Genomic DNA, 26,842 nt, shown 5'->3' with positions numbered 1-26,842 from the left:
CAACTCCCAAGGATCCTCCCATGCGCTTCGCCACGCCCCTTCGCCCATTGACGCTTGCCGTGCTGATGGCCCTGGGGGCGGCATCCGCCGCGCAGGCGCAAAGCCTGTCGCAGCTGTTCGAGGCCGCGCGCGGTTTCGACGCCACCTACCTGGCCGCGCGCTCGCAGCACGAGGCCAATCTGGCGCAGGCCGATCAGGCGCGCGCCGGCCTGTTGCCCGAGGTGGGCCTGGGCGCAGGCGCCAGTTGGGCGCGCCGCGACAGCGACAACAACCTGCTCGACGGCACCAGCAACAGCCAGAGCGTGACCCTGTCGGCCAGCCAGCCGCTGTACCGGCCCGCCAACCGGCTCGCCAACGACCAGGCCAATCTCTCGCGCGACATCTCGCAGGCCCAGCTGGTGCAGGCCGAGCAGGACCTGATCGTGCGCACCTCGCAGGCCTACTTCGACGTGCTGGCCGCGCAGGACACGCTCGCCTTCGTGCGCGCGCAGAAGACGGCGGTGGAGCAACAGCTCGCCGCCGCGCGACGCAACTTCGAGGTCGGCACGGCGACCGTGACCGACGCGCGCGAGGCCCAGGCCAGCTTCGACCTGGTGACCGCGCAGGAGATCGCCGCCGAAAACGACCTGCGCGTGAAGAAGCTCGCGCTCGACCAATTGGTGGGCCGCAGCGGCGTGACGCCGCTACCCCTGGCCGCTCCCCTGAACCTGCCGCCCCTGGAACCCGCCACGCCACAGGCCTGGGTGGACCGCACGGGCGAGAACCACCCCGCCATCCTGAGCGCGCGGCGCAACCTGGAGATCGCCGAGCTGGAGACGCAGCGCGCCGAGGCCGGCCACAAGCCCACGGTGGACCTGGTGGGTCAGTACCAGGTGGCGCGCGGGCCGGCCGGCATCCAGGGCGTGCCGGGCAACGTGCGCAGCAACAACGCCAGCGTGGGCGTGCAGTTCAACATGCCGCTGTTCGCGGGCTACGCCATCCAGAACCGCGTGAAGCAGACGCTGGCACTGGAGGAAAAGGCCCGCGCCGACCTCGACGCCGCGCGCCGCACCGTGGACCTGCGCACGCGCAGCGCTTTCCTGAGCGTGGTCTCGGGCCAGGGGCAGGTGAAGGCACTGGAGGCGGCCGAGACCTCCAGCCAGAGCGCGCTGGAGGCCAACCAATTGGGCTACCAGGTGGGCGTGCGCATCAACATCGACGTGCTCAACGCGCAGAGCCAGCTCTTCCAGACCAAGCGCGACCTGGCCCAGGCGCGCTACAACGTGCTGCTGGGCAGCCTGCGCCTGCGACAGGCCAGCGGGGAACTGACGCCGGCCGATCTGCAGGCGATCGACGCCTTGCTGGCCCGCTGAGAGCCGATACACTCCCCCGATCCCCCCGTCCGCCCGGCCCCAACCCGGGCGGACCCGTTTTTTCACCCCGCAGGAGACGACGTGCAAGCCGTCAACGTGCTGTGCATCAAATGGGGCCGCAAGTACGGCCCCGACTACGTCAACAAGCTCCACAGCATGGTGTCGCGCCACCTGAGCCGGCCGTTTCGTTTCGTCTGCCTCACCGACGACGGCGCCGGCATCGACCCGGCCATCGAGGTCAAGCCGATCCCCGCGGTCGGCTTCGACGAATTCGACCAGCGCAAGCCCTGGACCTTCGGTCACGGCTGGCTCAAGCTCACCAGCTTCGCCAGCCCGCTCTACGACCTCAGCGGCCGCACCCTGTTCCTGGACCTCGACATCGTCATCGTCGACAGCCTCGACCCCTTCTTCGACCAGCCCGGCGAGTTCATCGTCATCAAGGAATGGGACAAGAAGGACGGCACGGGCAACACCTCGTGCTACCTCTACACCATCGGCGCCCACACCGACGCGCTGGAGCACCTGAAAAACGGCTACCCCCAGTCCATCGCCGACGTGCGCAACGAGCAGGAGTTCATCACCGGCTACCTGGGCCGCCAGGGCAAGGTGAGCTTCTGGCCCGAGGGCTGGTGCGTGAGCTTCAAGCGCCACTGCATGCGCCGCGGCCTCATGGGCTGGTTCCAGCCGCCCGTGATCCCGCCGGGCGCGCGCATCATCGCCTTCCACGGCAAACCCAACCCGCCCGACGCCATCGCCGGCGTGAGCGGCAAGTGGTACCGGCGCGTGCTGCCCACGCAGTGGGTGGCCGAACACTGGCGTTGAACCCGCCACGCGCCACCACCACCCTGCGGGCCTACCGGCTGCTGAGCCGCGCGCTCGCGCCCCTGCTGCTGGGCTGGCTGTGGTGGCGCGGCCGGCGCGAGCCCGGCTACCGCGAGCGGCTCGCCGAACGCCTCGGCCACATCCCCGTCGAGCCCTCACGCTTCGGCGGCTTGTGGCTGCACGCGGCCTCCGTGGGCGAGGTGCAGGCGGCGCGTCCGCTCATCGAGGCGCTGCTGCGCGACTGGCCGGAGCACGCCATCACCGTCACCACGCAGACGCCCACCGGCGCGGCCGCGCTGCGCGCCACCTGGGGCGATCGCATCGCGCACCGCTACGCGCCCATCGACACCCCCGGCGCGGTGCGGCGCTTCCTGGATCGGCTGCAACCGCAGGCCCTGCTGCTGGTGGAGCGCGAACTGTGGCCGCAGTGGCTGTTCGCCTGCGCCGAACGCGCGCTGCCAGTGCTGCTGGTCAACGCGCGCCTGTCCGCGGCGTCGGCGCAAGGCTACCGGCGCTGGCCAGGACTGATGGCGCACGCCTGGCCCAGGCTCGGCGTGGCGGCGGCCGACGCGGAATCGGCCGAGCGGCTGCGCGACCTGGGTGTCGCGACCGAACGCGTCGCGATCACCGGCAACCTCAAATTCGACGTCGCCCCGCCCGAGCAGGCCGAGCCCCTGTCGCCCGAGCTGGCGGCGCGCCGGCTCGTGGTGGCTGGCAGCACGCACGAAGGCGACGAGGCCGCGTGGCTCGACGCCTGGCCCGGCCTGCGCGAGCACCACCCGCAGGTCCTGCTGGTGCTGGTGCCGCGCCACCCGCAGCGCTTCGACGCTGTCGCGGCCGAGCTGCAGCGCCGTGGACTGCCCTTCGCGCGCCGCAGCCGCCGCGACGCGGTGAACGATCGAACCGCCGTGCTGCTGATCGACGCCATGGGCGAGCTGACGCACTGGTACCGCCACGCCAGCGTGTGCTTCGTCGGCGGCACCCTGGCGCCCGTGGGCGGCCACAACCCGCTGGAGCCCATGGCCCTGGGCCAGGCCTTCCTGTTCGGCCCGCACACGGCGAACGCGCAGGCGCTGTTCGACGACGCGCAGGCCGCAGGCGCGGGGCAGGCCGTGCGCGACGCCGCCACGCTGGCACTAGCGGTGGACGAGGTCTTGCGCGACACGAGCGCGTGGAGCGCGCGCGGCGAGGCGGCACGCGCCCTGATCGACGCCAACCGCGGCGCGGCCGAACGCACCTTGGCCACCGTGCGCGCGCGGCTCGGCCCAGCCGATCCGTCGGCTCTGGGGCCGGTGCACATCGGCACGCACGGCGCCGACACGCTGTGGCACGACCCACGCACCGTTGACGCCGCGCGGGCGAGCGGGCTGTTCGACACCGACGCCATCGCCGAGCACCTGGCCACCGGCAGCGGCCGCGGGCAGGCGCGGCTCGTCCAGACCGACGGCCACGGCCTGGTGCTGCGCCACTACCGGCGCGGCGGTCTCATGGCCCGCCTCAGCGACGACCGCTTCTGGCGCGAGCCCGCGCACCTGAGCCGCGCCATGCGCGAGTTCGCGCTGCTGCGCCTCATGCGCTCCTGGCGGCTGCCCGTGCCCGCGCCCGCGCTGGCGCGCCACCGGCCGCACGGCCTGGTCTACAGCGCCGACATCGCCGTCGGCCTGATCGAAGGCAGCCGCAACCTCGTGCAGCGCCTGCAGGCCGCGCCGCCGTCGCCTGACGAATGGGCGGCCCTGGGCCGCGCGATCCGCGCGCTGCACGAGCGCCAGGTCTTCCACGCCGACCTCAACGCCCACAACCTGCTGCTCGACGCGCAAGGCAAGGCCTGGGTGGTCGACTTCGACAAATGCGCCGTGCGCCCGGGCGAGGCCTGGAAGGCGGACAACCTCGCGCGGCTGCTGCGTTCGCTGCGCAAGGAAGCCGGCCGCGTCACACCTTTCCACTGGGACGAAGCCGACTGGGCGCTGCTCACCACGGCCTACGGCATCGCCGATGCCCCGGCGACCGCCACGCCACCGTTCGCGCCAGACGACAGCCAGCCATGAACCTCGCCCACGCCTGCTCCACTGCCGCCCGCGCCACGCTGGTGCTGTGCTTTCTGGCCTTCCCCATGTCGGTGGCGCTGGCCAACGTGGCGCTGCTGCTCACCTTGCTGCTGTGGCTGCTCTCGCTCATTGGCGCGCCCGCGCGCGCCGAGTTGCGCGAGGCCCTGCGCAACCCGCTCGCGGCCCCCGCGCTCGCGCTCTTCGCCTGGGTGGTGATCGCCGTCGCCTGGTCGCCCGCCGACGCCAAGGGCGCCCTGGGCTTCCTGCAGAAGTACCTCAAGTTCCTGCTGGTGCCGATGTTCATCGCACTGCTGCAGGACGCCCGCACGCGCCGGCGCTGCTGGCACGCCTTCATGCTGGCGCTGCTGTTCACGCTGGCCGTCACCTGGCTGAGCGTGTGGGTGGACATTCCCTGGACCAAGGCCAGCCGCATGCAGCTGGAGACCGATCACACGGTGTTCAAGGACCACATCTCGCAAGGCCTGCTGATGACCGTGTTCGCGCTCATCGTGGCGCTGCTGGGCTTCACCACGCGCCGGTCGCGCCTGCGCTGGGCCTGCGCCGTCCTCTGGTTGCTGACCACCGGCGCCATCCTGGCGCTGTCGCAGGGCCGCACCGGCTACCTCACCTGGGTGGCATCCAGTGCCGTGTTCGCGCTCACGCTGGCCGTGGCGCATTCCCGGCGCGCGGTGCTGGGCGCTCTGGCCGGCCTGGGCGCCACGCTGGCGCTGGCCTTCGCGCTGTCGCCCGTGCTGCAGGCCCGCGTCACCGCCGCGTGGGATGAAGCCCGCGCGGCACGGCTCGACACCACGCCCGCCGCCACCGTCACCTCCGCCGGCGCCCGCGTGCAGATGGCCCGCTTCGCGCTTGCCACCACCGGCCAGGCCCCGCTGTTCGGCCACGGCACCGCGTCCTACCCCGTCCTGGCGAAGCAGCACTTCACCACCGGTTCATGGTGTTCCGTGGTCTGCCCGCACCCGCACAACCAGTTCCTCTTCTTCCTGGTTGAACAGGGTGTCGTCGGCCTCCTGCTCTTCCTGTGGTTCATCGCTGCCATCGCGCGCGCGGGCTGGCGCCACGACGCGGCGCGGCGCGCCTTCGCCCTGGGCTTCGTCGCCACCGTGTGCGCGGCCAGCCTCACGCACAGCGCCTTCTGGTTGTCCACCGAAAGCCATTGCCTCATCCTGATGAGCGCGCTCACCATGGCCAGCCTGCGCGCGCGGCGCGCGCCGGTGCTCGAATGACCCGCCTCACGATCGCCTTCCATTCCAACCAGATCTCGCTGCGTGGCACCGAGGTGGCCTTGTACGACTACGCGGCAGGCGCCGAGGCGGTGCTGGGCCACCGCGCCGTGGTCGTGCACGACGCCACCAGCCCGAACAACGACCCACAGGCCATCGCGAAATTCCGCGCACGCTTCGACGTCGCCGCGTACCGCGACCGCGCCGAGCTCGATGGCTTGCTGCGGCAACACGGCGCGCAGCTGCTGTACGCCATCAAGTCGGGCAAGAACGACGGCCTGTACTCGCGCACCGTGCCGACCATGGTTCACGCGGTCTTCCCCACGCACCCGCGCCAGATGCACGGCGCGTCCTACGCCTTCATCTCGGAATGGCTCAGCCGGGGTTGCAGCGCGGGTCGCATACCGGCCGTGCCGCACATCGTGAGCCTGCCCGACGAGGACGGCGACCTGCGCGTGCAGCTCGGCATTCCCACCAGCGCCAAGGTGCTGGGCTGCCACGGCGGCGCCCACAGCTTCGACGTGCCGGCGGCCATCGAGGCGGTCCAGCGCGTGCTCGCCAGCCGCGACGACACCTGGTTCATCTTCCTCAACATCGCGCCTTTCGTGAACCACCCGCGCGCGCGCTTCCTGCCCGGCAGCAGCGACTTGGTTTTCAAGACGCGCTTCATCAACACCTGCGACGCCATGCTGCACGCGCGCCTGCAAGGCGAGTCCTTCGGCCTGGCCTGCGGCGAGTTCTCCATCCGCAACAAGCCCGTGCTCAGCTACGCGCGCAGCAAACACCGCCACCACCTGGACGTGCTGGGCGATGCGGGCTGGCCCTACCAGGACGCCGATGACCTCGTGCGCCGCATCGAAGCGCTGGACCCGGTGGCGATCCGTGCGGCCTCGTGGGACCGCTACACGCCGCTCTACAACCCCGAGCGCGTGATGGGCCTGTTCGATGAACACCTCATCCAGCCCGCGCTGCGCAACCCCTCGCTCGAACGGCCGCCAATGCGGGTGCCCTGGCAGGACACCCTGGCCTACTGGCGGCTCAAGCTCGCCATGCGATTCGGTGCCTGAGGCGCCCGCTCAACGCAGGGCGGGGCCGCTTGCGCTGGTGGCGTCGTAGCGCAGCGCGGCGTAACGGAAGAAGGTTTCCAGGGCAATGAAAAGCGCGTACAGGAAGCCCGGCCCGCCGCACAGGAACGCACGCTGGAACAGGTAGACGCGCAGGAACACCACCCAGCCCATCACCGCGCCGCGCAGCACGCCCCCCTTCTTGCCCTGGGCACCACGCTTGGCCGCGCCCAGTTGCACGTACTGGGCGAGCTTGCGCAGGCTGCCGTACACCGTGGGGCGCGAGTGGTGCAGCAGGCGGGCGCGCAGGGCGTGCGCCGGCACCGCGTGGCGCAGCACCGGTGCTTCGTGCACCAGCCCGTCGAAGCGCTCCAGCGTGGCGCGGCGGAACAGCCGCTGGATGCCGCCACGCGGCTTCATGCGCGTGAGCGCACGGCCGAAGGCCACCTCGTCCCACCACACGCGCCAGGTGGCGTCCTCGTTCGAGGCCACGGCGGACTCGATTTCCGCGCGCAGGGCGGCGGGAATCTCCTCGTCGGCGTCGAGGAAGAAGACGTAGTCGGTGTCCAGGTGCGCGAGGGCGCGCGTGCGCTGCTCAGCGAAGCCTTGCCAATCGGCGTGCACGTGAACCTCGGCATTCAAGGCCTGCGCCCGCTCGCGCGTGCCATCGGTGCTGCCGCTGTCGACGACGACGATCCGGTCGGCGAAGGCGGCGCTGCGCAGGCAGGCCTCGATGCGCTGCGCTTCATTGAGCGTGAGCACAGCCACGCCCAGCGTGGGGCGCTTCAGGGACGCGTCAGCCACGCGGCCTCCAGCGCGCCAGCCCCATCCAGCGCCCTGCCATGCGCGCCAGCAGGCGCGGCGACCAGGCGATGGCGCGCAGCGGCAGTGCCAGCGTGGTGCCCAGCAGCACGCGCCAGCGCTGGCGCTGCGCCTGGGCTGGCGATCGGTGCTTGGCGGTGTAGATCAGCTTGGACTGCGCGTGGTGGTAGCCGCGCAGGTACTCGCTCTTCCAGGGCGTCTTGCCCTTGACCGAACCGCGCGCGCGGTGCACGGCCGCCACGGCGGGCCACAGCAGCAGCGGGCGCTGCTGCTGGAACAGGCGCAGGCAGAGGTCGTCGTCCTCGTAGTAGAGGAAGAAGCGCTCGTCGAAGAAGCCCACGCCCTCGAAGCGCGAGAGGCGAAACAGCATGGCCGCGCCGACCACGAAGCCGACGCAGGCCGGGCCATCGGCCCCGGGGCCGCGCGAGGGCCACAGCGTGCTGGGCCAGCGGTAGTTCACGTCGGGCCGACCGGGCGCGCCTTCGAGCTGCGGCGCGACGATGGCCGCCTCGGGCATCGCCTCGGCGGCGCGCACGAGCTCGCGCAGGCCATCGGGCGTGACCTCGCAATCGGGGTTGAGGAGGAAGGCGAAGGGTGTCTTCACCTGCGCGATGGCGCGGTTGTTCGCCGTGCCGAAGCCCAGGTTGCGGCCGTGCTCCAGCACCACCGCCTGCGGCCAGCGGGCGCGCACCTGCGCGGGCGTGCCGTCGCCGCTGCCGTTGTCGGAGACAACGATGTGCGGGCAGTGAGCAAGCAGGCCGTCGAGGGCATCGAGGCAGTGGGCGCTGTGAAAGGTCACCAGCACCACCGTCACTTCATTGAGCAGATCCTCAGTCAAGCGTGCCTTTGTCGAGAAATGCCACGGAACCGGCTTTGCCGGGCCGTCGGCGTTGCCCCCTTGAGGGGGTGGCGCGCAGCGCCGCGGGGGTGTTCATTCCTCAATGCGCGCTCGCACCGAGGACCGCATCGGGCTTGGCCCGCTTCAGCAAATCGAGCATGGCCGCCTCGATGCGGTGCAGCGCCTCGGGCGTATGGCCCTCGAAGCGCAGCACCAGCACCGGCGTGGTGTTGGAGGCGCGGATCAGGCCGAAACCGTCGGGCCAGTCCACACGCACGCCGTCGATGGTGGAGACCTTGGCCGGCGCGTCGAAGCGCGCCATGTCCACCAGCGCCTTCACCACCGCGTGCGGCTCGCCTTCGGCGCACGCCACGTTGAGTTCCGGCGTGCTGTGGCTGGTGGGCAAGCCGTCGAGCACGGCGTTGGCGTCGGGGTGGCGGCTCAGGATCTCCAGCAGGCGCGCGCCCGCGTAGGTGCCGTCGTCGAAGCCGAACCAGCGTTCCTTGAAGAAGATGTGGCCGCTCATCTCGCCGCCCAGGGGGCTGTCCAGCTCCTTCATGCGCGCCTTGATGAGCGAGTGGCCGGTCTTGTAGATGTGCGGCACGCCGCCGGCCGCCTCGATGGCGGGACCCAGGCGCTGCGAGCACTTCACGTCGTAGATGATGGCGCCGCCCGGCACGCGCGTGAGCACGTCTTGCGCGAAGAGCACCATCTGACGGTCGGGGTAGATGTTGTTGCCGCCCTTGGTGACGATGCCCAGGCGATCGCCGTCGCCGTCGAAGGCCAGGCCCAGCTCGGCGTCGGTTTCGGCCAGGGTGCGGATCACGTCGCGCAGGTTCTCGGGCTTGCTCGGGTCGGGGTGGTGGTTGGGGAAGTTGCCGTCCACCTCGCTGAAGAGTTCGATCACCTCGCAGCCCAGGGCACGGAACAGCGCGGGCGCCGAAGCGCCGGCCACGCCGTTGCCACAGTCCACCACGACCTTCATCGGCCGCGCAAGCTTCACATCGCCCACGATGCGGTCGCGGTACGGGCCGGCCACGTTGACGTGGCGCACGCGCCCGCCCTCGGCGCGCTCGCCGCCATCGCTTTCGATGAGCTGGCGCAGAGCCTGAATGTCCTCGCCGTAGATGGCGCGACCACCCATCACCATCTTGAAGCCGTTGTAGTCCTTGGGGTTGTGGCTGCCCGTGACCTGGATGCCGCTGTTGCACAGCGTGGCGGCGGCGAAGTACAGCATGGGGGTGGTGACCATGCCCACGTCGATCACGTCGATGCCGGCGGCCACCAATCCACGGATCAACGCCTCGGACAAGGCCGGTCCGCTCAGGCGACCGTCGCGGCCCACGGCCACGGTGCGTTCGCCCTGGCGGCGCGCCACGGTACCGAAGGCCAGGCCCAGGGCTTCGGCCACGCGCTCGTCCAGCGTGCTCGGCACGATGCCGCGCACGTCGTAGGCCTTGAAGATGGAGGCGGACACTTGCATGCAGGGGCTCCCGGGAATGGTTGGCAAAAGCGGGCATTGTAGGAAGCGGGGCCGATACCCCTGTTACAGGATCATGTCCGGAAACGGCGAGTTCTCTTGGGGCAAGCGGCCTACGATGCCCCCATGGACACCCGAACCTCCTCCGACGACGACGCCCGCTACCTCGCGCTGTGCGCGCGAGATGCGCGCTTCGACGGCCGCTTCTTCACCGGCGTCAGCACCACCGGCATCTACTGCCGCCCGGTCTGCCCGGTGCGCGCGCCACGGCGCGCCAACTGCCGCTTCTTCGATCACGCGGCACAGGCCGAGCGCGCGGGCTTTCGGCCCTGCCTGCGCTGCCGGCCCGAGCTGGCGCCGCTGTCGCGCGCCTGGTCCACGCAGGACGCGGGCGAGCTGCTGGTGCAGCACGCCACCCGCCTGCTCGACGACCCCGCGCAATGGATCGGCGAGGACGGCCCCGCGATGCAGCGCCTGGCCGCGAAACTGGGCGTGAGCGACCGCCACCTGCGCCGCGTGTTCGAGGCGCACCTGGGCGTGTCGCCGCTGCAGGTGCTGCACACGCGACGACTGCTCGCCGCCAAACAATTGCTCACCGATACGCGACTGAGCGTGGGCGCCGTGGCCGCCGCCAGCGGCTTTTCCAGCCTGCGCCGCTTCAATGCCGCGCTGCTGGAGCGCTACGGCCTGAGCCCCACGGCCATGCGCCGGCGCGGTGTCGACGCATCCGGGAGCCACGCGGTGGCGCTGGGCTGGCGCCCGCCGCTGGACGTGCCCGCGCTGCTGGCCTTCCTGGACGCGCGCCGCCTGCCCGGGGTGGACGCGATCGACCTGGCGCAGCAGCGCTACTGGCGCACCCTGCGCCTGCACACGCCCTCGGGCACGCACACCGGCTGGTTCGGCCTGCGCTTCGAGCCCGCGCGGCACCGCGTCTGGCTGCACGCCAGCGACGGCCTGCTGCCCGCCCTGCCCACGCTGATCTGGCGCGTGCGCGCCCTGTGCGACCTGGACGCCGACCCGCACGCCATCGACGCCGTGCTGGGCACCCACTTCCCCGGCGGCACGGCGCTGCGCGTGCCGGGCGCCATCGATGGCTTCGAACTCGCGGTGCGCGCGGTGCTGGGTCAGCAGGTGACGGTGGCTGCCGCGCGCACGCTGGCGGGGCGGCTGGTGGCGCGCTTCGGCGAACCGCTGGAGACGCCCGACCCCGCGCTCGATCGCCTGTTCCCCACGCCGCAGGCGCTGGCCGCCGCCAGCGCGGACGAGCTGGGGGCGCTGGGCATCGTGCGCCAGCGCCAGGGCGCCATCCGCGCGCTGGCGCGCGGCGTGGCCGAGGGTTCGCTGGACCTGGGCCCGCACGCCGACCTGGCCGCCACCACGGCAGCGCTCACCGCCCTGCCCGGCATCGGCCCCTGGACGGCGCAGTACATCGCCATGCGCGCCCTGCGCTGGCCCGACGCCTGGCCCGCGGCCGACGTCGCCCTGCACCACACCCTGGGCCTGAGCGGCACGCCGCGCGAGCGCGAACGCGCCTGCGAGGCGCTGGCCCGGGCCTGGCAACCCTGGCGCAGCTACGCCGTGCTGCGCGCCTGGGCCGGGCTCTACCGCCCGGCCGCCGTCCCCCCACCTGCGCCCGAAGGGAGCCCCTCATGAAACTGCCCGCCACGCTCATCCGCACCGACATCGACACGCCCCTGGGCCCCATGCGCCTGGCCGCCACCGACGGCGCCCTGGCCGGCGCCTGGTTCCACGACCAGCGCCACGCGCCCGACCCGGCACTGATGGCCCGCTGGCGGCCCGAGCCGGCCCACCCCGTGCTGCGGGAAGCCGCCGCCCAGCTGGCCGACTATTTCGCCGGGCGGCGCCGCGTGTTCGAACTGCCGCTGGAGCTGTCCTTCGGCACGCCGTTCCAGACCGCCGTGTGGCGCGCCCTGTGCGGCATCGCGGCCGGCCGCACGCTGAGCTATGGCGCGCTCGCTCAGCATCTGCAGGCAGCGAGCGCCGTGCGCGCCGTGGGCGCGGCCGTGGGCCGCAACCCCTTGAGCGTCATCGTCCCCTGCCACCGGGTGCTGGGCGCGCGGGGCGAGCTCACCGGCTATGCTGGCGGACTGCCCCGCAAGCAGGCCCTGCTGCAACTCGAGTCGGCCGACTTGCCTCTGCCGACGCCCACCCTGATACCCGCATGACGCCCCTCCTGCTGCTCGAATTCATCGCGCTCGCCGCCCTGTGGGGCGCGTCCTTCCTGTTCATGCGCCTGGGCGCGGCCGAGTTCGGCCCCGTGCCCACGGCCGGTCTGCGCGTCGCCATCGCGGCGCTGTGCCTGCTGCCGGTGTTCCTGAAGGCGGCGGTCTGGGCCGACTTCCGCGCGCGCTGGCGGCCCATCCTCATCGTGGGCATCCTCAATTCGGGCCTGCCCTTCCTGCTGTTTTCCTTCGCCGTTCTGCACATCCCCACGGGCGTCTCCGCCATCCTCAACGCCACGGTGCCGCTCACCGGCGCGCTGGTGGCCTGGGTCTGGCTCAAGGACCGCCCGGGCGGCTCGCGCGTGCTGGGGCTGGTGATCGGCTTTGTCGGCGTCACGCTGCTGGTGTTGGGCAAGTCGGGCGTGGACGCGCAGGGCATGGTGAGCGCGGGCGGCCAGGCCATGTCGCTGGTGGCCATGGGCGCCTGCCTGCTCGCCACGCTGTGTTACGGCATCGCGGCGAGCTTCACCAAGCGCTACCTCACCGGCGTGCACCCGCTGGCCTCGGCCACCGGCAGCCAGATCGGCGCCACGCTGGCCCTGCTGCTGCCCATGGCCTGGCTGTGGCCCGCGCAGACCGTGAGCCCCGGCGCCTGGACGGCTGTGATCGCGCTGGCGGTGCTGTGCACCTCCATCGCCTACATCCTGTACTTCCACCTGATCGAGCGCGCCGGCCCCGCCAGGGCGCTGACGGTGACCTTCCTGATCCCGGTGTTCGCGCTGGTTTATGGCGCGGTGTTCCTGGGTGAAGTGGTCACCGCCTGGATGGTGGGCTGCGGCCTGGTGATCGTCTGCGGGACGGCGCTGTCGACCGGCTTGGTGAAGCTGCGCGCGCTGGAGCGGCAGGCGGGCTGACCACCGGGCCGCGTGGGCTGCCGGCGCCTGCCCGCGGGCAGGCCCCAGCGGGGATTCAGTTCAGGCGTGCCAGCGCGGCGTGCTGCAGGTGCACGTATCGCTCGTCCGCCCGGCCCAGCGCCACGGCGTGCTCGTACGCCTGTTGCGCCGCTTCGTCTTCCCCCAGCGCCGCGCAGCATTCGCCCATGCGGAAGGCCGACGGCGCGTGGGTGGCGTCCTGGCCCAGAGCCAGCAGGTACATCACCGCCGCTTCGCGGTGGCGCTTGAGCTTTTGCAGGCACAGGCCTGCAAGGTAGCTGTAATTGACGGAACGCGCTTCATGGGCCACCAGGGCCAGGCTCACCGGCAAGGCGCGTTCGTAGTCCGCAGCGTCGTACAGCTTGAGCGCGACGGCATAAAGGGCCTCGTAGTCCCGGGTGTTCATGCCACGCAGATCGCCGGCGCTGTGGCCAGCATTCAGTTCGGTCGAGCACTGATCCACAAGGGCACTCATGCCGGCCAGGGACCGGCAGGCGGCGGTGACCACACCGTCGATGACGGGATCGGGGTGAGCGGACACGGAATGGCTCATGGGCTTTTCCCGCTCAACGTCACGCACGGTCCGGTGGGCAGCAGACCTGCCTGAACAGAAAGCCCATCACCCCACGCGCAAGCCCGGCGACCCCACTGAGGGCCGCGACGGCCGCCGCGGGCTCGCGGCCAGGTACCGCCAGCGCGGTCGCCACCGCCGCGCACGCGAAGACAGCCCCCGTGCCAGCGCACACGGCGGACTTCACCGATTCCCGGGGTATCTGCCAAGCCGAGGCGGTGAGTTTGCGCCCGACGTCCTGCGCCGCGTGCGCCGTGACCTCCCCCTTGTCCTCAGGCTCGGTTCCGGGAACTTCCGTGGATGACAAGGAGCCCGTCTGCACCCCCTCCTTCTTCTGGTTGTCGACCGAGCACTGGCTTGCCGCGAGTGACGGTCCCAACACACTGGGTTTGCCGTTTGACTTGTGTATCGCCATGGGATTCCTCCGGAAAGACAAGGCCCCTGGGTGGTCGCGATCGCCGCGACGGTTCGGTCGCCACAAGTCCCGTCAGGCAAACGTAAAAAAAGGGCTCCAGCGCGTGGAGCCCTTTTGCTTGGCCGCGCGAGCGCGCGACCTGAGCGGATGCGACCAGCGCCTCAGGCCGCCACCACCGCTTCCTGCCGCGTGCGCTGCTGCAGGTGAGCCAGCGCGGCCTCCACCTGGTCCACCAGGACGAGGCACAGGTCGCCCGGCTGCAAGCGCTCCAGCGCGGTGTCGATGGCCTTGAACTCGCCCTGGATCTCCAGCACCTCGCGCGTGCGCGTGGCGCCCACCAGACCCTCGCGCAGCAGGCCGACCACCTCGCCGTCGGCGCGGCCGCGCTGGCAGGCGTCCTGGTACAGGATGACCTCGTCGAAGGCCTTGCCCAGGATCTGCGTCTGCTCGCGGATGTCCTGGTCGCGGCGGTCGCCGGCGCCGCTGATGACGACCGAGCGGCGCTGAGCCGGCAAGGCCTCGACGGCCTGCACCAGCGCGCGCATGGCGTCGGGGTTGTGGCCGTAGTCGGCGATCACGGTCGCGCCGCGGTAGTCCATCACGTTGAAGCGGCCCGGCGCGTTGTGGGCGTCGTTGTGGAAACTGGCCAGGCCACGGCGGATGGCGTCCCAGGACAGGCCCGCGCCCCAGGCGGCGGCGATGGCGGCCATGGCGTTCTCGACCTGGAAGCCGATCTGGCCGCCGCGCGTGATGGGGATGCCCGAGAACTCGAAGCGCTCGCCCAGCTCCTGCTGCTCGGCCACGATGGCCCCGCCGTCCACGTAGACCACACGGCGGCCCTGCGCGCGGTGCGTGGCCATCACCGGCTGGTGGCGGTCCTGCGCGAAGTAGATGACTTCGCCGGGGCAGTTGTGGACCATGTCGGCCACGATCGGATCGGCCGCGTTGAGCACCGCGTAGCCGGTGGCGGCCACGTTCTGCACGATCACGCGCTTGAGCACCGCCAGGTCCTCGACCGTGGTGATGTAGTTCAGGCCCAGGTGGTCGCCCGCGCCCACGTTGGTGACGACGGCCACCTGGCAGCGGTCGAAGCCCAGGCCCTCGCGCAGCACGCCGCCGCGCGCGGTCTCGAACACGGCCGCGTCCACGTCGGGGTGGGCCAGCACGTTGCGCGCGCTGCGCGGGCCGGCGCAGTCGCCGCTGTCGGTCTGGTGCCCGTTGACGTAGACGCCGTCGGTGTTGGTCATGCCCACGCGCAGGCCGCTGGCCGCGAACAGGTGGGCGATCAGGCGCACGGTGGTGGTCTTGCCGTTGGTGCCGGTGACGGCCACCACGGGAATGCGGCCATCGTCGCCCTTGGGAAACATGTCGTCGATGACGGCCCTGCCCACGTCGCGCGGGTGGCCGTACGAGGGCGAGAGGTGCATGCGCAGGCCCGGCGCGGCATTCACCTCCACGACGCCACCGGCCTGATCCTCCAGCGGCTTGAGCATGGTTTCGCACACCATGTCCACGCCGCAGATGTCCAGCCCGATCATCTGCGCCGCCGCCACGGCACGGGCGGCCACGTCGGGGTGCACGTCGTCGGTCACGTCGGTGGCGGTGCCGCCGGTGCTCAGGTTGGCGTTGTTGCGCAGCACCACGCGCTGGCCTTTGGCGGGAACGCTGTCGGCCCGCAGGCCCTGCACGGCCAGACTGCCCAGGGCGATGTCGTCGAAGCGGATCCTGGTGAGCGCCGTGGCGTGGCCCTCGCCGCGGCGCGGGTCGGCGTTGACGATGTCCACCAGCTCGCGCACGGTGTGCCGGCCATCACCCACCACCTGCGGCGGGTCGCGGCGCGCGGCCGCCACCAGGCGATCGCCCACTACCAGCAAGCGGTAGTCGCTACCGGGCAGGTAGCGCTCGACCAGCACGTCGCCGTGGTGGGCCGCGGTCTGGAAGGCGGCGTCGAGCTGCTCGCGCGTCGTCACGTTCACCGTGACGCCCTTTCCCTGGTTGCCGTCGCGCGGCTTGAGCACCACCGGCAGGCCCACCTCGAGCGCGGCGGCCCAGGCGTCGTCGGGGTCGCTCACCGGGCGCCCCAGGGGCACGGGCACGCCGGCCGCCTGCAGCAGGCGCTTGGTGAGCTCCTTGTCCTGCGCGATGGACTCGGCCACGGCGCTGGTGCGGTCCATTTCGGCCGCCTGGATGCGGCGAGCGCGGCTGCCCCAGCCGAACTGGATGAGGCTGCCGGCGGTGAGGCGCCGGTAGGGAATGCCGCGCGCCACCGCCGCGTTGACGATGGAGCCGGTGCTCGGGCCCAGGCGCTCGTCCTCGTCGAGCTCGCGCAGTTCGGCAACGGCGGCGGCCAGATCGAAACCCTCGCCGCGCAGCACGGCCTCGATCAGCTGGTGCGCCAGCTCCAGGGCGCGGCGGCCCACGGCCTCCTCGCTGTACTGCACCACCACCTGGTACACACCCGATTCGATGGTGGACGAGGTGCGGCTGAAGCTGACCGGACAGCCCGCCTGCGCCTGCAAGGACAGCGTGGCCACTTCCAGCACATGGGCGAGGGAGAGCGAACCGCCCGCGCTGTGCAGGGCGCCGGGATGCGGAAACTGCTCGCGCAGGCGCGCCTCGAAGCCCGGCAGGCTGGCGAGGGCGCGCTCGTTGTCGCCGCAGTGCACCACGGTTTCGATGGCGGTGTGGCGGGTCCAGAGGTTGGGGCCGCGCAGGGCCCGGATGCGGGTGAGTTCCATCAGACGCTCTTCTCGGCAAGGGAATGGGGGGCGACCGCGGCGGCGGGCATGCGCCGGATCGGCTCATGCGCGATCGGCGCCTCGCGGTCGAAGGTGCGCAGGCCGGCGGCCATCAGGGCGGGCGAAATCTCCAGCGCCCACGCGGCGGCCAGCGAGGCCAGCAGCACGGCGGTCCTGTCCTCGGCGGCCACGCTGTCGCCCAGCGACACATCGTCCAGCGCCACCACCACGTGTTCCTGCTGGCCATCGCTGAGCACGATCTCGCCCTGGCGCAGGAAGACCGCGCGGCGGTACTGCGCCAGGTGCTCCACCAGCACGGGCAGGTCGGGGTCTTCGGCGTAGAAGATCACGTCGCCATCGCACAGCGGCGCCATCTCGGCCACCACCGGGTCGGCGGCGTTGAGCACGGCCGCGCCATCGGGCAGCACCACGTCCACCTGCGTGCGCATGACCTTGAAGAGCTGCTCGACCTCGCGGATGTGGCAGGCCGCCAGTGCGGCGCTGCCCGAGGCATCGGTCACCACGCCCACCTGGCAGCGGTCGTAGGCCAGGCCTTCGGTGACGATGGTCAGCGGGTCGTTCTCGAACACCGCCGTCTGCACGCCTCGGTTCATCAACAGGCGCCGGGCGGCGTTGGCCTTGGAGAAATCGCCGTGCTGCAAGGGGCGCCGCCCCAGGAACAGCCCCGCCTTGCAGGCCAGGCCCACCTGCGGGCCGTTCAGCGTGGCCAGCCAGGCCACGAGCCGTGCAATGGCCGTGGTGCCGCGGCTGCCCGCCACGCCCACCACCGGCACACGGCCGGTGTCACCCGGAACGAAGAGGTGATCGACGATGGCGCGCCCCACGGGACGCGGCTGTCCGACCGCGGGCTTGAGGTGCATGAGCAGGCCCGGGCCGGCGTTGACCTCCACGATGGCGCCGCCCTGTTCCGCCAGGGGGCGCGAGATGTCCTGCGCCACCAGGTCCACGCCGGCGATGTCCAGGCCGATGACGCGCGCGGCCAGCGCCACCTGGTGGGCCACCTGCGGGTGCACGTCGTCGGTGCAGTCGATGGCGAGGTTGCCATTGCGCATGATCAGCACGCGCTGGCCGGCCGCCGGCACGCTGTCGATCGCGTGGCCCTGGCGCTGCAGCTCCACGGCCATCGCGGGGTATTCCTCGAGCCGGATGGCGTTGAGCGGGAAGTCCTCGTTGAGGCCGCGGCGCGGGTCGCTGTTGATCTGGCTGTCGATGAGCTGCAGCACCGTGCTGCGGCCGTCGCCCGTCACCCAGGCCTCGTCGCCGCGCGTGGCGGCCACCACGCGCCCGCCCACCACCAGCAGGCGGTGCTCCAGGCCGCGCACGAAGCGCTCGACCATCACGCCGCTGCCTTCGGCGTCGGCCACGGCAAAGGCAGCCTCCACGTCCTCCTGACGCATCAGCTCCAGCGACACGCCACGGCCGTGGTTGGCGTCGGTGGGCTTGACCACCACCGGCAGGCCGATGTCCTGCGCGGCCGCCCAGGCGGCTTGCGGGCTGTCGACCACCTGGCCTTCAGGCACCGGCACGCCGCAGGCCGCGAGCAGGCCCTTGGACAGGTCCTTGTCGCTGGCGATGCTTTCGGCGATGGCGCTGGTGCGATCGGTCTCGGCCGTCCAGATGCGGCGCTGGCGCGCGCCGTAGCCCAATTGCACCAGGTTGCCGTCGTTCAGGCGGATGTGCGGAATGCGGCGGCCGGTGGCCGCGTCCACGATGCTGGCGGTGCTGGGCCCCAGGCACAGGTCGTCGACGAGGTCGCGCAGCTCGTGCACGGCCGCGTCGACATCGAACGGCCCGTCGTTGATGGCGGCCATCAGCAGTTCGTGGCCGAGGGTCAGGGCGCGCCGCGCCACGCGCTCGTCGCGGGCGCGGAACACCATCTTGTAGACGCCGCGCTGCGGCGTGCTGCGCGTCTGGCCGAAGCCGGTCTGCAGACCGGCAAGGTTCTGCAGCTCGATCACCACGTGTTCCAGGATGTGCCCGGCCCAGGTGCCTTCCTGCAGACGCTGCAGGAAGCCGCCGCGTTCGCCGACGCCGCAATGGTGCTCGACGAGCCCGGGCAGCCACGCCGTGAGGCGCTGATACAGGCCGGGCAGCAGGTGAGAGGGGTGGTCCTCGAGTTCGCCGATGTCGATCCAGCTCTCGAGGACCGGGCGATAGGTCCAGATGTTGGGGCCGCCCAGGTAGCTGACGCGCAGAAATCGTATGGGATTCATCTTGGGTCTCGATTCAGCGACCGTTCGACGCGGGTGCCGCGAACCGGCGTGGGCTGCATCCAGGACAATGCAGGCACGCGCCATCACAGCGGGCACACAACGGACCGATCCGCATTCAATGAACTCAACTACACCCGAACTCAGCTCGGTGCTCGGTAACTTGCCGCAACCATGGTCAGAGAAGTTGCGGGACCGGCTACTGCCCAACGAACGTGTTTCAGGCTGGCTGCAGGTTGACCTCGATTCGAAATTGAATTTCTCGGCCGGCGTGCTGGTGCTGACGACCCAACGGTTGTTGAGCTGGGAGACCGGCGGGGCCGATGCCGGCTGGCGTGAATGGCCCCTGGGGGCGGTATTGTGCTTGAAGCACAGCGATCATGCAGGGGTCGGCCAACTCAGTGTGCACAACGGCCAACAGCGGCTGGGCGTCTGGCGTTTCACCGTGTCGCACAACACGCTGGCCCTGCGTTTCAAGGCCGAATTCGAACGGGCAAAAACCGCTTTCGACCGCGCGCAAACAATTGCTGCAATGCAAGAATCTGTCGCGCAACCGACAGGCGCAATCGATTTGTCGCCAAATCCCGAAAATGATTTGTCGCCGATCAGCGACAAATTGACCGATGAATCCGAATTGCATAACCCGCCATCGACCTGGGTGCTATTGCGTCTGTGGCGATTCGCCCGACCTTATCAGGGCCAATTGGCGCTGGGCTTTCTGTTGACGCTGGCGTCCACCGCGGCGACCTTGGTGCCGCCCTACCTCACCATGCCCCTGATGGACGAGGTGTTGATCCCCTTCCAGAACGGGCAGCGCATCGACCCCGGCCATGTGGCCTGGCTGCTGGGCGGCCTGCTGCTGGCGGCGCTGACCGCCTGGGGCCTGGGCTGGGCGCGCACCTACGTGCTGTCCCTGGTGTCCGAGCGCATCGGCGCCGACCTGCGCACCACCACCTTCGAACACCTGCTCGCGCTCTCGCTCGAGTACTTCGGCGGCAAGCGCACGGGCGACCTCATGGCACGCATCGGATCGGAAACCGACCGTATCTGCGTTTTCCTCTCGTTGCACGCCCTGGACTTCGCCACCGACGTGCTGATGATCCTGATGACCTCGGTGATCCTGTTCAGCATCAACCCCTGGCTGGCTCTCGTCACGCTGCTGCCCCTGCCCTTCATCGCCTGGATGATCCACCTCGTGCGCGACCGGCTGCGCACCGGCTTCGAGAAGATCGACCGCGTGTGGTCCGACGTGACCAACGTGCTGGCCGACACCATCCCCGGCATCCGCGTGGTCAAGGCCTTCGCGCAGGAAAAGCGCGAGGCCGCGCGCTTTCGCGAGGCCAACCGCCACAACCTCGAGGTCAACGACAAACTCAACAGGACCTGGTCGCTGTTCACGCCCACCGTCACGCTGCTGACCGAACTGGGCTTGCTCGTGGTGTGGGCCTTCGGCATCTGGCAAGTCAGCAAGGGCGAGATCACCGTGGGCGTGCTCACGGCCTTTCTGGCCTACATCGGGCGCTTCTACACGCGCCTGGATGCCATGAGCCGCATCGTCTCCGTCACGCAGAAGGCCGCGGCCGGTGCCAAGCGCATCTTCGACATCCTCGACCACGTCTCCAACGTACCGGAGCCAGCGCAGCCCGTGAGCCGCTCCCGCCTCGACGGCGGCATCGAACTGAACGGTGTGCACTTCCGCTATGGCAACCGCTCGGTCATCCGCGGCATGGACCTGCAGATCCGGCCCGGCGAGATGATCGGCCTGGTGGGCCACAGCGGCTCGGGCAAGAGCACCCTGGTCAACCTCATCTGCCGCTTCTACGACGTCAGCAGCGGCAGCATCCGCATCGACGGCACCGACGTGCGCGAGTTCGCCGTGGCCGACTACCGCCGCCACATCGGCCTGGTGCTCCAGGAGCCCTTCCTCTTCTACGGCACCATCGCCGAGAACATCGCCTACGGCAAGCCCGGCGCCACCCGCGCCGAGATCGTGGCCGCGGCGCGCGCCGCGCACGCGCACGAGTTCATCCTGCGCCTGCCACTGGGCTACGACTCGCTGGTGGGCGAGCGTGGCCAAGGCCTGTCAGGCGGTGAGCGCCAGCGCATCTCCATCGCCCGCGCGCTGCTCATCGACCCGCGCATCCTGATCCTCGACGAAGCCACCTCCAGCGTGGATACCGAGACCGAGAAGGAAATCCAGAAGGCGCTCGACAACCTCGTGGCCGGGCGCACCACCATCGCCATCGCGCACCGGCTGTCCACGCTGCGCCGCGCCGACCGGCTGGTGGTGATGGACCGCGGGGAAGTCGTCGAGGTGGGACCGCACGACGAGCTGATGGCGCGCGAAGGCGCCTACTGGCGGCTCTATATGGCGCAGTTGCGCAACGTGGACTCGGAAGACGAGCCCACATTCGTTTCGCCCCATGCCAACCCCACGGCGCACGGCGCCACGGTGGGCACCGCCTGATGGACACTGGAACCAAGCCCATGACCTCGACCGCCTGGACACTCCACCGCGACCCGCAGGGCCCGCTGCGACTCACCACTGCGGACGGGCAGGTGCACACCGACGTCTTGCCCGTTCGCGCCTTTCCGCTGGCCGCACCCGACGAAGGCCTGTCGCTGGTGGGCAGCGACGGGCACGAACTGCTGTGGATCGACCACTTGTCCACACTGGACGCCGCGACGCGCGCACTGATCGAAGAAGAACTGGCGCCGCGCGAGTTCATGCCCCGCATCGCTCGCATCCTGAGCGTGTCGGGCTATGCCACGCCCAGCACCTGGACGGTGGAGACCACGCGCGGGCCCGCGCAGCTGGTGCTCAAGGCCGAGGACGACATCCGCCGCCTCGACGGCGGCCGCCTGCTGATCCAGGACGGCCACGGCGTGCTGTTCGAGATCGCTGACCGCTTTGCACTGGACCGGACGTCCAAGCGGATCCTCAACCGCTTCCTGTGAACCACCGTCGACGAAGCGCCGAAAGCGCTTCGGAAATGAAAAAAGCCTTGCTCAGTGATGAGCAAGGCTTCTGGATCTGGCGGAGTGGACGGGGCTCGAACCCGCGACCCCCGGCGTGACAGGCCGGTATTCTAACCAACTGAACTACCACTCCTGGCAGGCGGCTTTCGTTCTTGCGAACCAAGTGCCACGACTTGTGCCTACTTGCCTTGCGGCTTGTTTGGCGACCCTACGGGGATTCGAACCCCGGTACTCACCGTGAAAGGGTGATGTCCTAGGCCTCTAGACGATAGGGTCATAACCTGGACGGAAGCCTCGCATTGTATCAGCGGCAGTGTCTGCTTTTCCTGCCGTCGCCACCATGCGCGACTTCGAATCTGTGGTGGAGGTAAGCGGGATCGAACCGCTGACCTCTTGCATGCCATGCAAGCGCTCTCCCAGCTGAGCTATACCCCCACAGGGTTCGCTGTTCCGTTTCGCCGATCACTCGGCGTTGCGTCCTAGCGAGCCTCGCATTATATGCCAGAAATTCAGGCTTTCTGCAGACGCGCGACCACGATGTCACGCGATTGCAGTTCCAGCACGGCGTCGAGCGACGGCGTCTGCGCTGTGCCCATCACCAGTACCCGCACCGGCATGGCCAGTTGCGGCATCTTCAGGCCGTGCGCGGCCAGCACCGCCTTGAGCGCGGCAGAGATGGCTGCCTTGTCCCAGCTCGCCAGATCGGCCAGTGCCGAGGCCAGCGCCGCCAGTGCCGGCTTCACGGCCTCGGTGATGTGCTGCGTGCGCTCTTCGGCGCCGGGGTTCACGTCGGCGTAAAAGGCCGCGGCCCAGTCGGCCAGGGCCACGGTGGTGTCGCACCGGTCCTTGAAGAGCGCACAGATGCGCGGCAGGCGTTCATCGGCGGTGATACCGCGCTTCTTGAGTTGCTCGGCCACCAGCGGGGCGAGGGCCTCGTCGGCCATGGCCTTGAGGTGCTGGGCGTTCACCCAGCGGAGCTTGGCTTCGTCGAACTGCGCGGCGCTGCGTCCCAGGTGGTCGAGGTCGAACCACTCGAGGAACTGCGCGCGGCTGAAGATCTCGTCGTCGCCGTGGCTCCAGCCGAGGCGCGCGAGGTAGTTCACCATGGCGTCGGGCAGGTAGCCCTCGTCGCGGTACTGCGTCACGGGTTTGGCGCCATTGCGCTTGCTCATCTTCTCGCCCTGCTCGTTGAGCACGGTGGGCAGGTGGGCGTACACCGGCGGCTCCTTGCCGAGCGCGCGGAAGATGTTGATCTGGCGCGGCGTGTTGTTGACGTGGTCGTCGCCGCGGATCACGTGCGTGATGCGCATGTCGATGTCGTCGACCACGACGCAGAAGTTGTAGGTGGGCGTGCCGTCGGGGCGCGCGATCACGAGGTCGTCGAGTTCGTCGTTGGCGATCTCGATGCGGCCCTTGACCTTGTCGTCCCAGGCGACCACGCCGCCCTGCGGGTTCTTGAAACGCAGCACGGGCTTGCGGCCTTCGGGCACGGGCGGCAGGGTCTTGCCGGGTTCGGGACGCCAGGTACCGTCGTAGCGCGGCTTTTCCCTCGCGGCCATCTGGCGTTCGCGCAGGGCGTCGAGTTCTTCCACGCTCATGTAGCAGGGGTAGACCAGGCCCTGGGCCTGCATCTCGGCCAGCACCTGCTTGTAGCGGTCCATGCGCTGCATCTGATAGAACGGCCCCTCGTCGTGGTCCAGGCCCAGCCAGGCCATGCCTTCGAGGATCACGTCCACCGCGGCCTGCGAGGAGCGCTCGAGGTCGGTGTCCTCGATGCGCAGGATGAAGTCGCCCTTCTGCGAGCGCGCGAAGGCCCAGGGGTACAAGGCCGAGCGGATGTTGCCGAGGTGGATGAAGCCGGTCGGCGACGGGGCGAAGCGGGTGCGGATGGTCACGGCAGGGTGTCGAGGCCGCGCGAGAGGTCGGCCTGCATGTCGTTGAGGTGTTCGAGGCCCACGGCCACGCGGATCAGGCCCTGGCCGATGCCGGCCGCCTGGCGCTGCGCCTCGGTGAGGCGTCCGTGCGAGGTGCTCGCGGGATGCGCGCACAGGGTCTTGGTGTCGCCCAGGTTGGTGGACAGGGAGAGCACGCGCAGCGAGTCGAGCACGTGGAAAGCGCGCTGGCGGGCCTGGTCGGGATCCATGGCCACCACGTCGAAAGACAGCACCGCGCCGCCCACACCCGACTGCTGCTTCATTGCGAGCGCGTGCTGCGGGTGGCTGGCCAGGCCCGGGTGGTACACACGCGAAACCCAGGGATGCGATTCGAGCCAGTGCGCCAGCTCGAGCGCGTTGGCGCTCTGCGCGCGCATGCGGATGTCCAGCGTCTCCAGGCCCTTGAGCACCACCCAGGCGTTGAAGGGGGCCAGCGTCATGCCGGCGCTCTTGAGCACCGGCAGGAATTTCTCGGTGATCATGGCCTGGCTGGCGCACAGCGCCCCGGCCATGACGCGCCCCTGGCCGTCGAGGTACTTGGTGCCCGAGTGCATGACGATGTCGGCGCCGAAGTCCATGGGACGCTGCAGCGCGGGCGTGGCGAAGCAGTTGTCCACGCACAGCAGCGCGCCCACGTTGTGCGCCAGGTCGGCCAGGGCCTGGATGTCGCAGACCTCGGTGAGCGGGTTGGTGGGCGTCTCGGCGAACAGCAGCTTCGTGTTCGGGCGCAGCGCGGCCTTCCACGCGGCCACGTCGTCTTGCGGCACGAAGGTGGACTCCACGCCGAACTTGCCCAGGTCGCTGCCGATGAGCTTGATGGTGGAGCCGAACATGGAGCGCGAGCACACCACGTGGTCGCCGGCCTTGAGCAGGCCCATGCACATCATCAGGATGGCCGACATGCCCGAGGCAGTGCCCATCGCGGCCTCGCTGCCTTCGAGCGCGGCCAGGCGGCGCTCGAAACTGGTGACCGTGGGGTTGCCGTAGCGGCCGTAAGTGAAGCCGTCCTCGTCGCCCGCGAAGCGCCGTGCCGACGATTCGGCCGAGGACTGCACGTAGCCACTGGTGAGGTACAGCGCCTCGGAGTTCTCGCCGTAGGGGCTCCGGTCGACGGCTTCGCGCACCGCGAGCGTGTCGCGGTGCAGTGTCTTGCGCAACTCGTCGTCCAACTCAGGCCTCCTGGGCGTTCGGCAAGGCCAGGCGCGAGGTGTCCTCTTCGCCCTCTTCGCTTTGCGGGCGGCCCTGGTTGAGCCGTTCGATGTCCTGCGGCGTGATGTCGCCGGTGACGTAAACGCCGTCGAAGCACGAGGCATCGAAGCCATCGAGCGCGCCATTGAGCGAGCCCACCGCCTGCTTCATGCCGTCCACGTCCTGATAGATGAGCGCGTCGCAGCCGATGATCTCGCGCACCTCTTCCACCGAACGGCCATGGGCGACGAGTTCGCCGGGTGTCGGCATGTCGATGCCGTAGACGTTGGGGAAGCGCACCGGCGGCGCCGCGCTGGCCAGGTAGACCTTGCGCGCGCCGGCGTCGCGCGCCATCTGCACGATTTCGCGGCTGGTGGTGCCGCGCACGATGGAATCGTCGACCAGCAGCACGTTGCGGCCTTTGAACTCGCTGCCGATGACGTTGAGCTTCTGACGCACCGACTTCTTGCGAACGGCCTGGCCGGGCATGATGAAGGTGCGGCCCACATAGCGGTTCTTCACGAAGCCTTCGCGGTAGGGCAGACCCAGCAGGCGCGCGAGCTCCATCGCGCTCGGGCGGGAGGATTCGGGGATGGGGATCACCACGTCGATCTCGTTCGGCGGCACGGTGGAGATCACGCGCTTGGCCAGCGTGGTGCCCAGGTTCAGGCGCGCCTGATAGACCGAGATGCCGTTCATGACGGAGTCGGGCCGCGCGAGGTAGACGTATTCGAAGATGCAGGGCTTGAGCACCGCGTTCGGGGCGCAGCGCTCGGCGTGCATCTCGCCCTCGAGCGTGACAAACACCGCCTCACCAGGCAACACGTCGCGTTCGAAGTTGAAGCCCGAGCCCTCCAGCGTGACGGACTCGCTGGCCACCATCACGCTGCCCTCGTGCCGGCCGATGCACAGCGGGCGGATGCCGAAGGGGTCGCGAAAGGCCAGCAGGCCATGGCCGGCGATCAGCGCCACCACCGCGTAGGAGCCCTTCACGCGCGCATGCACGCCGCGCACGGCGGCGAACACGTCGGCCGGCTTCAGCGGCTCGCCACGCGTGCACTTTTCCAGTTCGTGCGCCAGCACGTTGAGCAGCACCTCGGAGTCGCTCTCGGTGTTGATGTGGCGGTGGTCGGTCTGGAACAGCTCCTGCTTGAGCGCGTGGGCGTTCGTCAGGTTGCCGTTGTGCACCAGCACCAGGCCGAAGGGCGCGTTCACGTAGAAGGGCTGGGCCTCTTCCTCGCTGTAGGCGTTGCCGGCCGTGGGGTAGCGCGCCTGGCCCAGGCCGCAGTTGCCCGGCAGGGCGCGCATGTTGCGGGTGCGGAAGATGTCGCGCACCATGCCCTTGGCCTTGTGCATGAAGAACTTGCGGCCCTGCTGGGTGACGATGCCCGCCGCGTCCTGGCCGCGGTGCTGCAGCAGCAGCAGCGCGTCGTAGATGAGCTGGTTCACCGGGGTCTGGCTGACGACGCCGACGATTCCACACATGATGGTGTCCTTGGGTAGAGGTTCAGAAGTTCAGGGGATGTAGCGAGCGAGCGGGTCGGGCAACAGCGGTTTGGCCTGTTGCAGCGTGCCGCTGAGCGCGTTGGCGGTGGGTGAGCCCTGCCACCAGGCGGCCGTTTGCATCTGCGTCATGGTGATGACCAGAGCGATGGCCAGCAGGATGACCAGGCCTCGCAGCAGCCCGAAGGCACCGCCGAGCACGCGGTCGACGGGGCGCAGGCCCACGGTGTTGACGAATTTCTGCACCAGCCAGGCGACCAGGCCGCCGAGGAAGGCCACCGCGATGAAGACCAGCGCGAAACCGATCGCCAGTTGCAGCGGTGGGGCGACCTTGTCGATGGGCAAGTAGGGCACGACGTCGGCAGCGAAGGCCTGGGCGCACAGGAAGGCGACCACCCAGCCGAGCACCGACAGCACCTCGAACACGAGGCCACGCCAGATGCCCAGCAGCACCGACAGCACCAGCAGCGTGAGCAGCACCCAGTCGGTCAGCAGCATGGAGCG

22 protein-coding genes and 3 tRNA genes are annotated in these 26,842 nt (G+C 70.1%); 10 read left to right on the top strand and 15 right to left on the bottom strand.

Annotated elements, in window-relative coordinates:
• Positions 1 to 20 precede the first annotated feature (20 nt).
• From GTO19_RS12115 to GTO19_RS12095, 5 genes are all read left to right on the top strand, one after another.
• Positions 21 to 1,352 carry a TolC family outer membrane protein gene (locus GTO19_RS12115; RefSeq protein ID WP_291021143.1) on the top strand — a complete coding sequence of 444 codons (1,332 nt, stop codon included), beginning with the start codon at positions 21 to 23 and terminating at the stop codon, positions 1,350 to 1,352.
• 81 nt (positions 1,353 to 1,433) lie between these two features.
• Complete coding sequence (locus tag GTO19_RS12110) at positions 1,434 to 2,174, top strand: glycosyltransferase (protein ID WP_291021142.1); 741 nt, start codon at positions 1,434 to 1,436, stop codon at positions 2,172 to 2,174.
• Positions 2,171 to 4,219: a 3-deoxy-D-manno-octulosonic acid kinase gene (locus tag GTO19_RS12105; RefSeq protein ID WP_291021141.1), complete on the top strand. Its 2,049-nt coding sequence runs from the start codon at positions 2,171 to 2,173 to the stop codon at positions 4,217 to 4,219. Before GTO19_RS12110 ends, GTO19_RS12105 begins: the two co-directional genes overlap by 4 nt.
• Positions 4,216 to 5,463: an O-antigen ligase gene (locus GTO19_RS12100; protein ID WP_291021140.1), complete on the top strand. Its 1,248-nt coding sequence runs from the start codon at positions 4,216 to 4,218 to the stop codon at positions 5,461 to 5,463. Before GTO19_RS12105 ends, GTO19_RS12100 begins: the two co-directional genes overlap by 4 nt.
• The gene (locus GTO19_RS12095) at positions 5,460 to 6,527 is read left to right on the top strand and encodes a hypothetical protein (protein ID WP_291021139.1); all 1,068 of its coding nucleotides are present in this window, start codon (positions 5,460 to 5,462) and stop codon (positions 6,525 to 6,527) included. The genes GTO19_RS12100 and GTO19_RS12095 overlap by 4 nt, the downstream gene beginning before the upstream one ends.
• A gap of 9 nt (positions 6,528 to 6,536) precedes the next feature.
• On the opposite strand, the gene GTO19_RS12090 is transcribed toward GTO19_RS12095, so the two are convergent.
• From GTO19_RS12090 to GTO19_RS12080, 3 genes are all read right to left on the bottom strand, one after another.
• A complete protein-coding gene (locus GTO19_RS12090; RefSeq protein WP_291021138.1) occupies positions 6,537 to 7,328 on the bottom strand; it encodes a glycosyltransferase family 2 protein in 792 nt (263 codons plus the stop codon).
• Positions 7,321 to 8,184 (bottom strand): glycosyltransferase family 2 protein, encoded by an 864-nt coding sequence (locus GTO19_RS12085; protein WP_291021137.1) that lies wholly within the window; start codon positions 8,182 to 8,184, stop codon positions 7,321 to 7,323. The genes GTO19_RS12090 and GTO19_RS12085 overlap by 8 nt, the downstream gene beginning before the upstream one ends.
• A gap of 100 nt (positions 8,185 to 8,284) precedes the next feature.
• Positions 8,285 to 9,667 (bottom strand): phosphomannomutase/phosphoglucomutase, encoded by a 1,383-nt coding sequence (locus GTO19_RS12080; RefSeq protein ID WP_291021136.1) that lies wholly within the window; start codon positions 9,665 to 9,667, stop codon positions 8,285 to 8,287.
• A 123-nt stretch (positions 9,668 to 9,790) separates the two neighbouring features.
• Here GTO19_RS12080 and GTO19_RS12075 point away from each other — a divergent pair, with 123 nt between their 5' ends.
• From GTO19_RS12075 to GTO19_RS12065, 3 genes are read left to right on the top strand one after another with little or no spacing between them, the layout of a single operon-like run.
• Positions 9,791 to 11,317, top strand: coding sequence for an Ada metal-binding domain-containing protein (locus GTO19_RS12075; protein WP_291021135.1), 1,527 nt, complete (start codon positions 9,791 to 9,793; stop codon positions 11,315 to 11,317).
• On the top strand, positions 11,314 to 11,850 hold the full coding sequence (locus GTO19_RS12070; RefSeq protein WP_291021134.1) for a methylated-DNA--[protein]-cysteine S-methyltransferase: 537 nt from the start codon (positions 11,314 to 11,316) through the stop codon (positions 11,848 to 11,850). Before GTO19_RS12075 ends, GTO19_RS12070 begins: the two co-directional genes overlap by 4 nt.
• Entirely contained in the window at positions 11,847 to 12,761 is a 915-nt protein-coding gene (locus GTO19_RS12065; protein ID WP_291021133.1) for a DMT family transporter, read from the top strand. Before GTO19_RS12070 ends, GTO19_RS12065 begins: the two co-directional genes overlap by 4 nt.
• 55 nt (positions 12,762 to 12,816) lie before the next feature.
• On the opposite strand, the gene GTO19_RS12060 is transcribed toward GTO19_RS12065, so the two are convergent.
• From GTO19_RS12060 to GTO19_RS12040, 5 genes are all read right to left on the bottom strand, one after another.
• Positions 12,817 to 13,332, bottom strand: a complete 516-nt coding sequence (locus tag GTO19_RS12060; RefSeq protein WP_291021132.1) for a CDC27 family protein — start codon at positions 13,330 to 13,332, stop codon at positions 12,817 to 12,819.
• Positions 13,333 to 13,351: 19 nt separating this feature from the next.
• A complete protein-coding gene (locus GTO19_RS12055; RefSeq protein WP_291021131.1) occupies positions 13,352 to 13,765 on the bottom strand; it encodes a hypothetical protein in 414 nt (137 codons plus the stop codon).
• A 161-nt stretch (positions 13,766 to 13,926) separates the two neighbouring features.
• The gene (cphA, locus tag GTO19_RS12050; protein ID WP_291021130.1) at positions 13,927 to 16,503 is read right to left on the bottom strand and encodes a cyanophycin synthetase; all 2,577 of its coding nucleotides are present in this window, start codon (positions 16,501 to 16,503) and stop codon (positions 13,927 to 13,929) included.
• Positions 16,503 to 18,737 carry a cyanophycin synthetase gene (gene cphA, locus GTO19_RS12045; RefSeq protein ID WP_291021129.1) on the bottom strand — a complete coding sequence of 745 codons (2,235 nt, stop codon included), beginning with the start codon at positions 18,735 to 18,737 and terminating at the stop codon, positions 16,503 to 16,505. The genes cphA (GTO19_RS12050) and cphA (GTO19_RS12045) overlap by 1 nt, the downstream gene beginning before the upstream one ends.
• A gap of 217 nt (positions 18,738 to 18,954) precedes the next feature.
• Positions 18,955 to 19,374 carry a hypothetical protein gene (locus tag GTO19_RS12040; protein WP_291021128.1) on the bottom strand — a complete coding sequence of 140 codons (420 nt, stop codon included), beginning with the start codon at positions 19,372 to 19,374 and terminating at the stop codon, positions 18,955 to 18,957.
• 18 nt (positions 19,375 to 19,392) lie between these two features.
• Between GTO19_RS12040 and GTO19_RS12035 the strand changes: the two genes are divergently transcribed.
• Both GTO19_RS12035 and GTO19_RS12030 read left to right on the top strand, forming a co-directional pair.
• Complete coding sequence (locus GTO19_RS12035) at positions 19,393 to 21,201, top strand: ABC transporter ATP-binding protein (protein ID WP_291021127.1); 1,809 nt, start codon at positions 19,393 to 19,395, stop codon at positions 21,199 to 21,201.
• On the top strand, positions 21,201 to 21,692 hold the full coding sequence (locus tag GTO19_RS12030; protein ID WP_291021126.1) for a DUF1854 domain-containing protein: 492 nt from the start codon (positions 21,201 to 21,203) through the stop codon (positions 21,690 to 21,692). Before GTO19_RS12035 ends, GTO19_RS12030 begins: the two co-directional genes overlap by 1 nt.
• Positions 21,693 to 21,769: 77 nt before the next feature.
• Here GTO19_RS12030 and GTO19_RS12025 read toward each other — a convergent pair.
• The 7 genes from GTO19_RS12025 to GTO19_RS11995 form a co-directional block, all read right to left on the bottom strand.
• A tRNA-Asp gene (locus GTO19_RS12025) sits at positions 21,770 to 21,846 on the bottom strand.
• Between the two features lie 67 nt (positions 21,847 to 21,913).
• A tRNA-Glu gene (locus GTO19_RS12020) sits at positions 21,914 to 21,989 on the bottom strand.
• Positions 21,990 to 22,072: 83 nt separating this feature from the next.
• Positions 22,073 to 22,148 (bottom strand) — tRNA-Ala (locus GTO19_RS12015).
• Between the two features lie 74 nt (positions 22,149 to 22,222).
• A complete protein-coding gene (gene gltX / locus GTO19_RS12010) occupies positions 22,223 to 23,608 on the bottom strand; it encodes a glutamate--tRNA ligase (RefSeq protein ID WP_291021125.1) in 1,386 nt (461 codons plus the stop codon).
• Entirely contained in the window at positions 23,605 to 24,816 is a 1,212-nt protein-coding gene (locus tag GTO19_RS12005; protein WP_291021124.1) for an O-succinylhomoserine sulfhydrylase, read from the bottom strand. The genes gltX and GTO19_RS12005 overlap by 4 nt, the downstream gene beginning before the upstream one ends.
• A 1-nt stretch (position 24,817) precedes the next feature.
• Complete coding sequence (gene purF / locus GTO19_RS12000) at positions 24,818 to 26,320, bottom strand: amidophosphoribosyltransferase (RefSeq protein ID WP_291021123.1); 1,503 nt, start codon at positions 26,318 to 26,320, stop codon at positions 24,818 to 24,820.
• A 30-nt stretch (positions 26,321 to 26,350) separates the two neighbouring features.
• Positions 26,351 to 26,836, bottom strand: coding sequence for a CvpA family protein (locus tag GTO19_RS11995; RefSeq protein WP_291021122.1), 486 nt, complete (start codon positions 26,834 to 26,836; stop codon positions 26,351 to 26,353).
• Positions 26,837 to 26,842 lie beyond the last annotated feature (6 nt).

The organism is Hydrogenophaga sp. (assembly GCF_011772445.1).
GTDB lineage: Bacteria > Pseudomonadota > Gammaproteobacteria > Burkholderiales > Burkholderiaceae_C > Hydrogenophaga.
The sequence above is the reverse complement of the archived record's forward strand: the minus strand, read 5'-3'. Positions and strand labels throughout refer to the sequence as shown.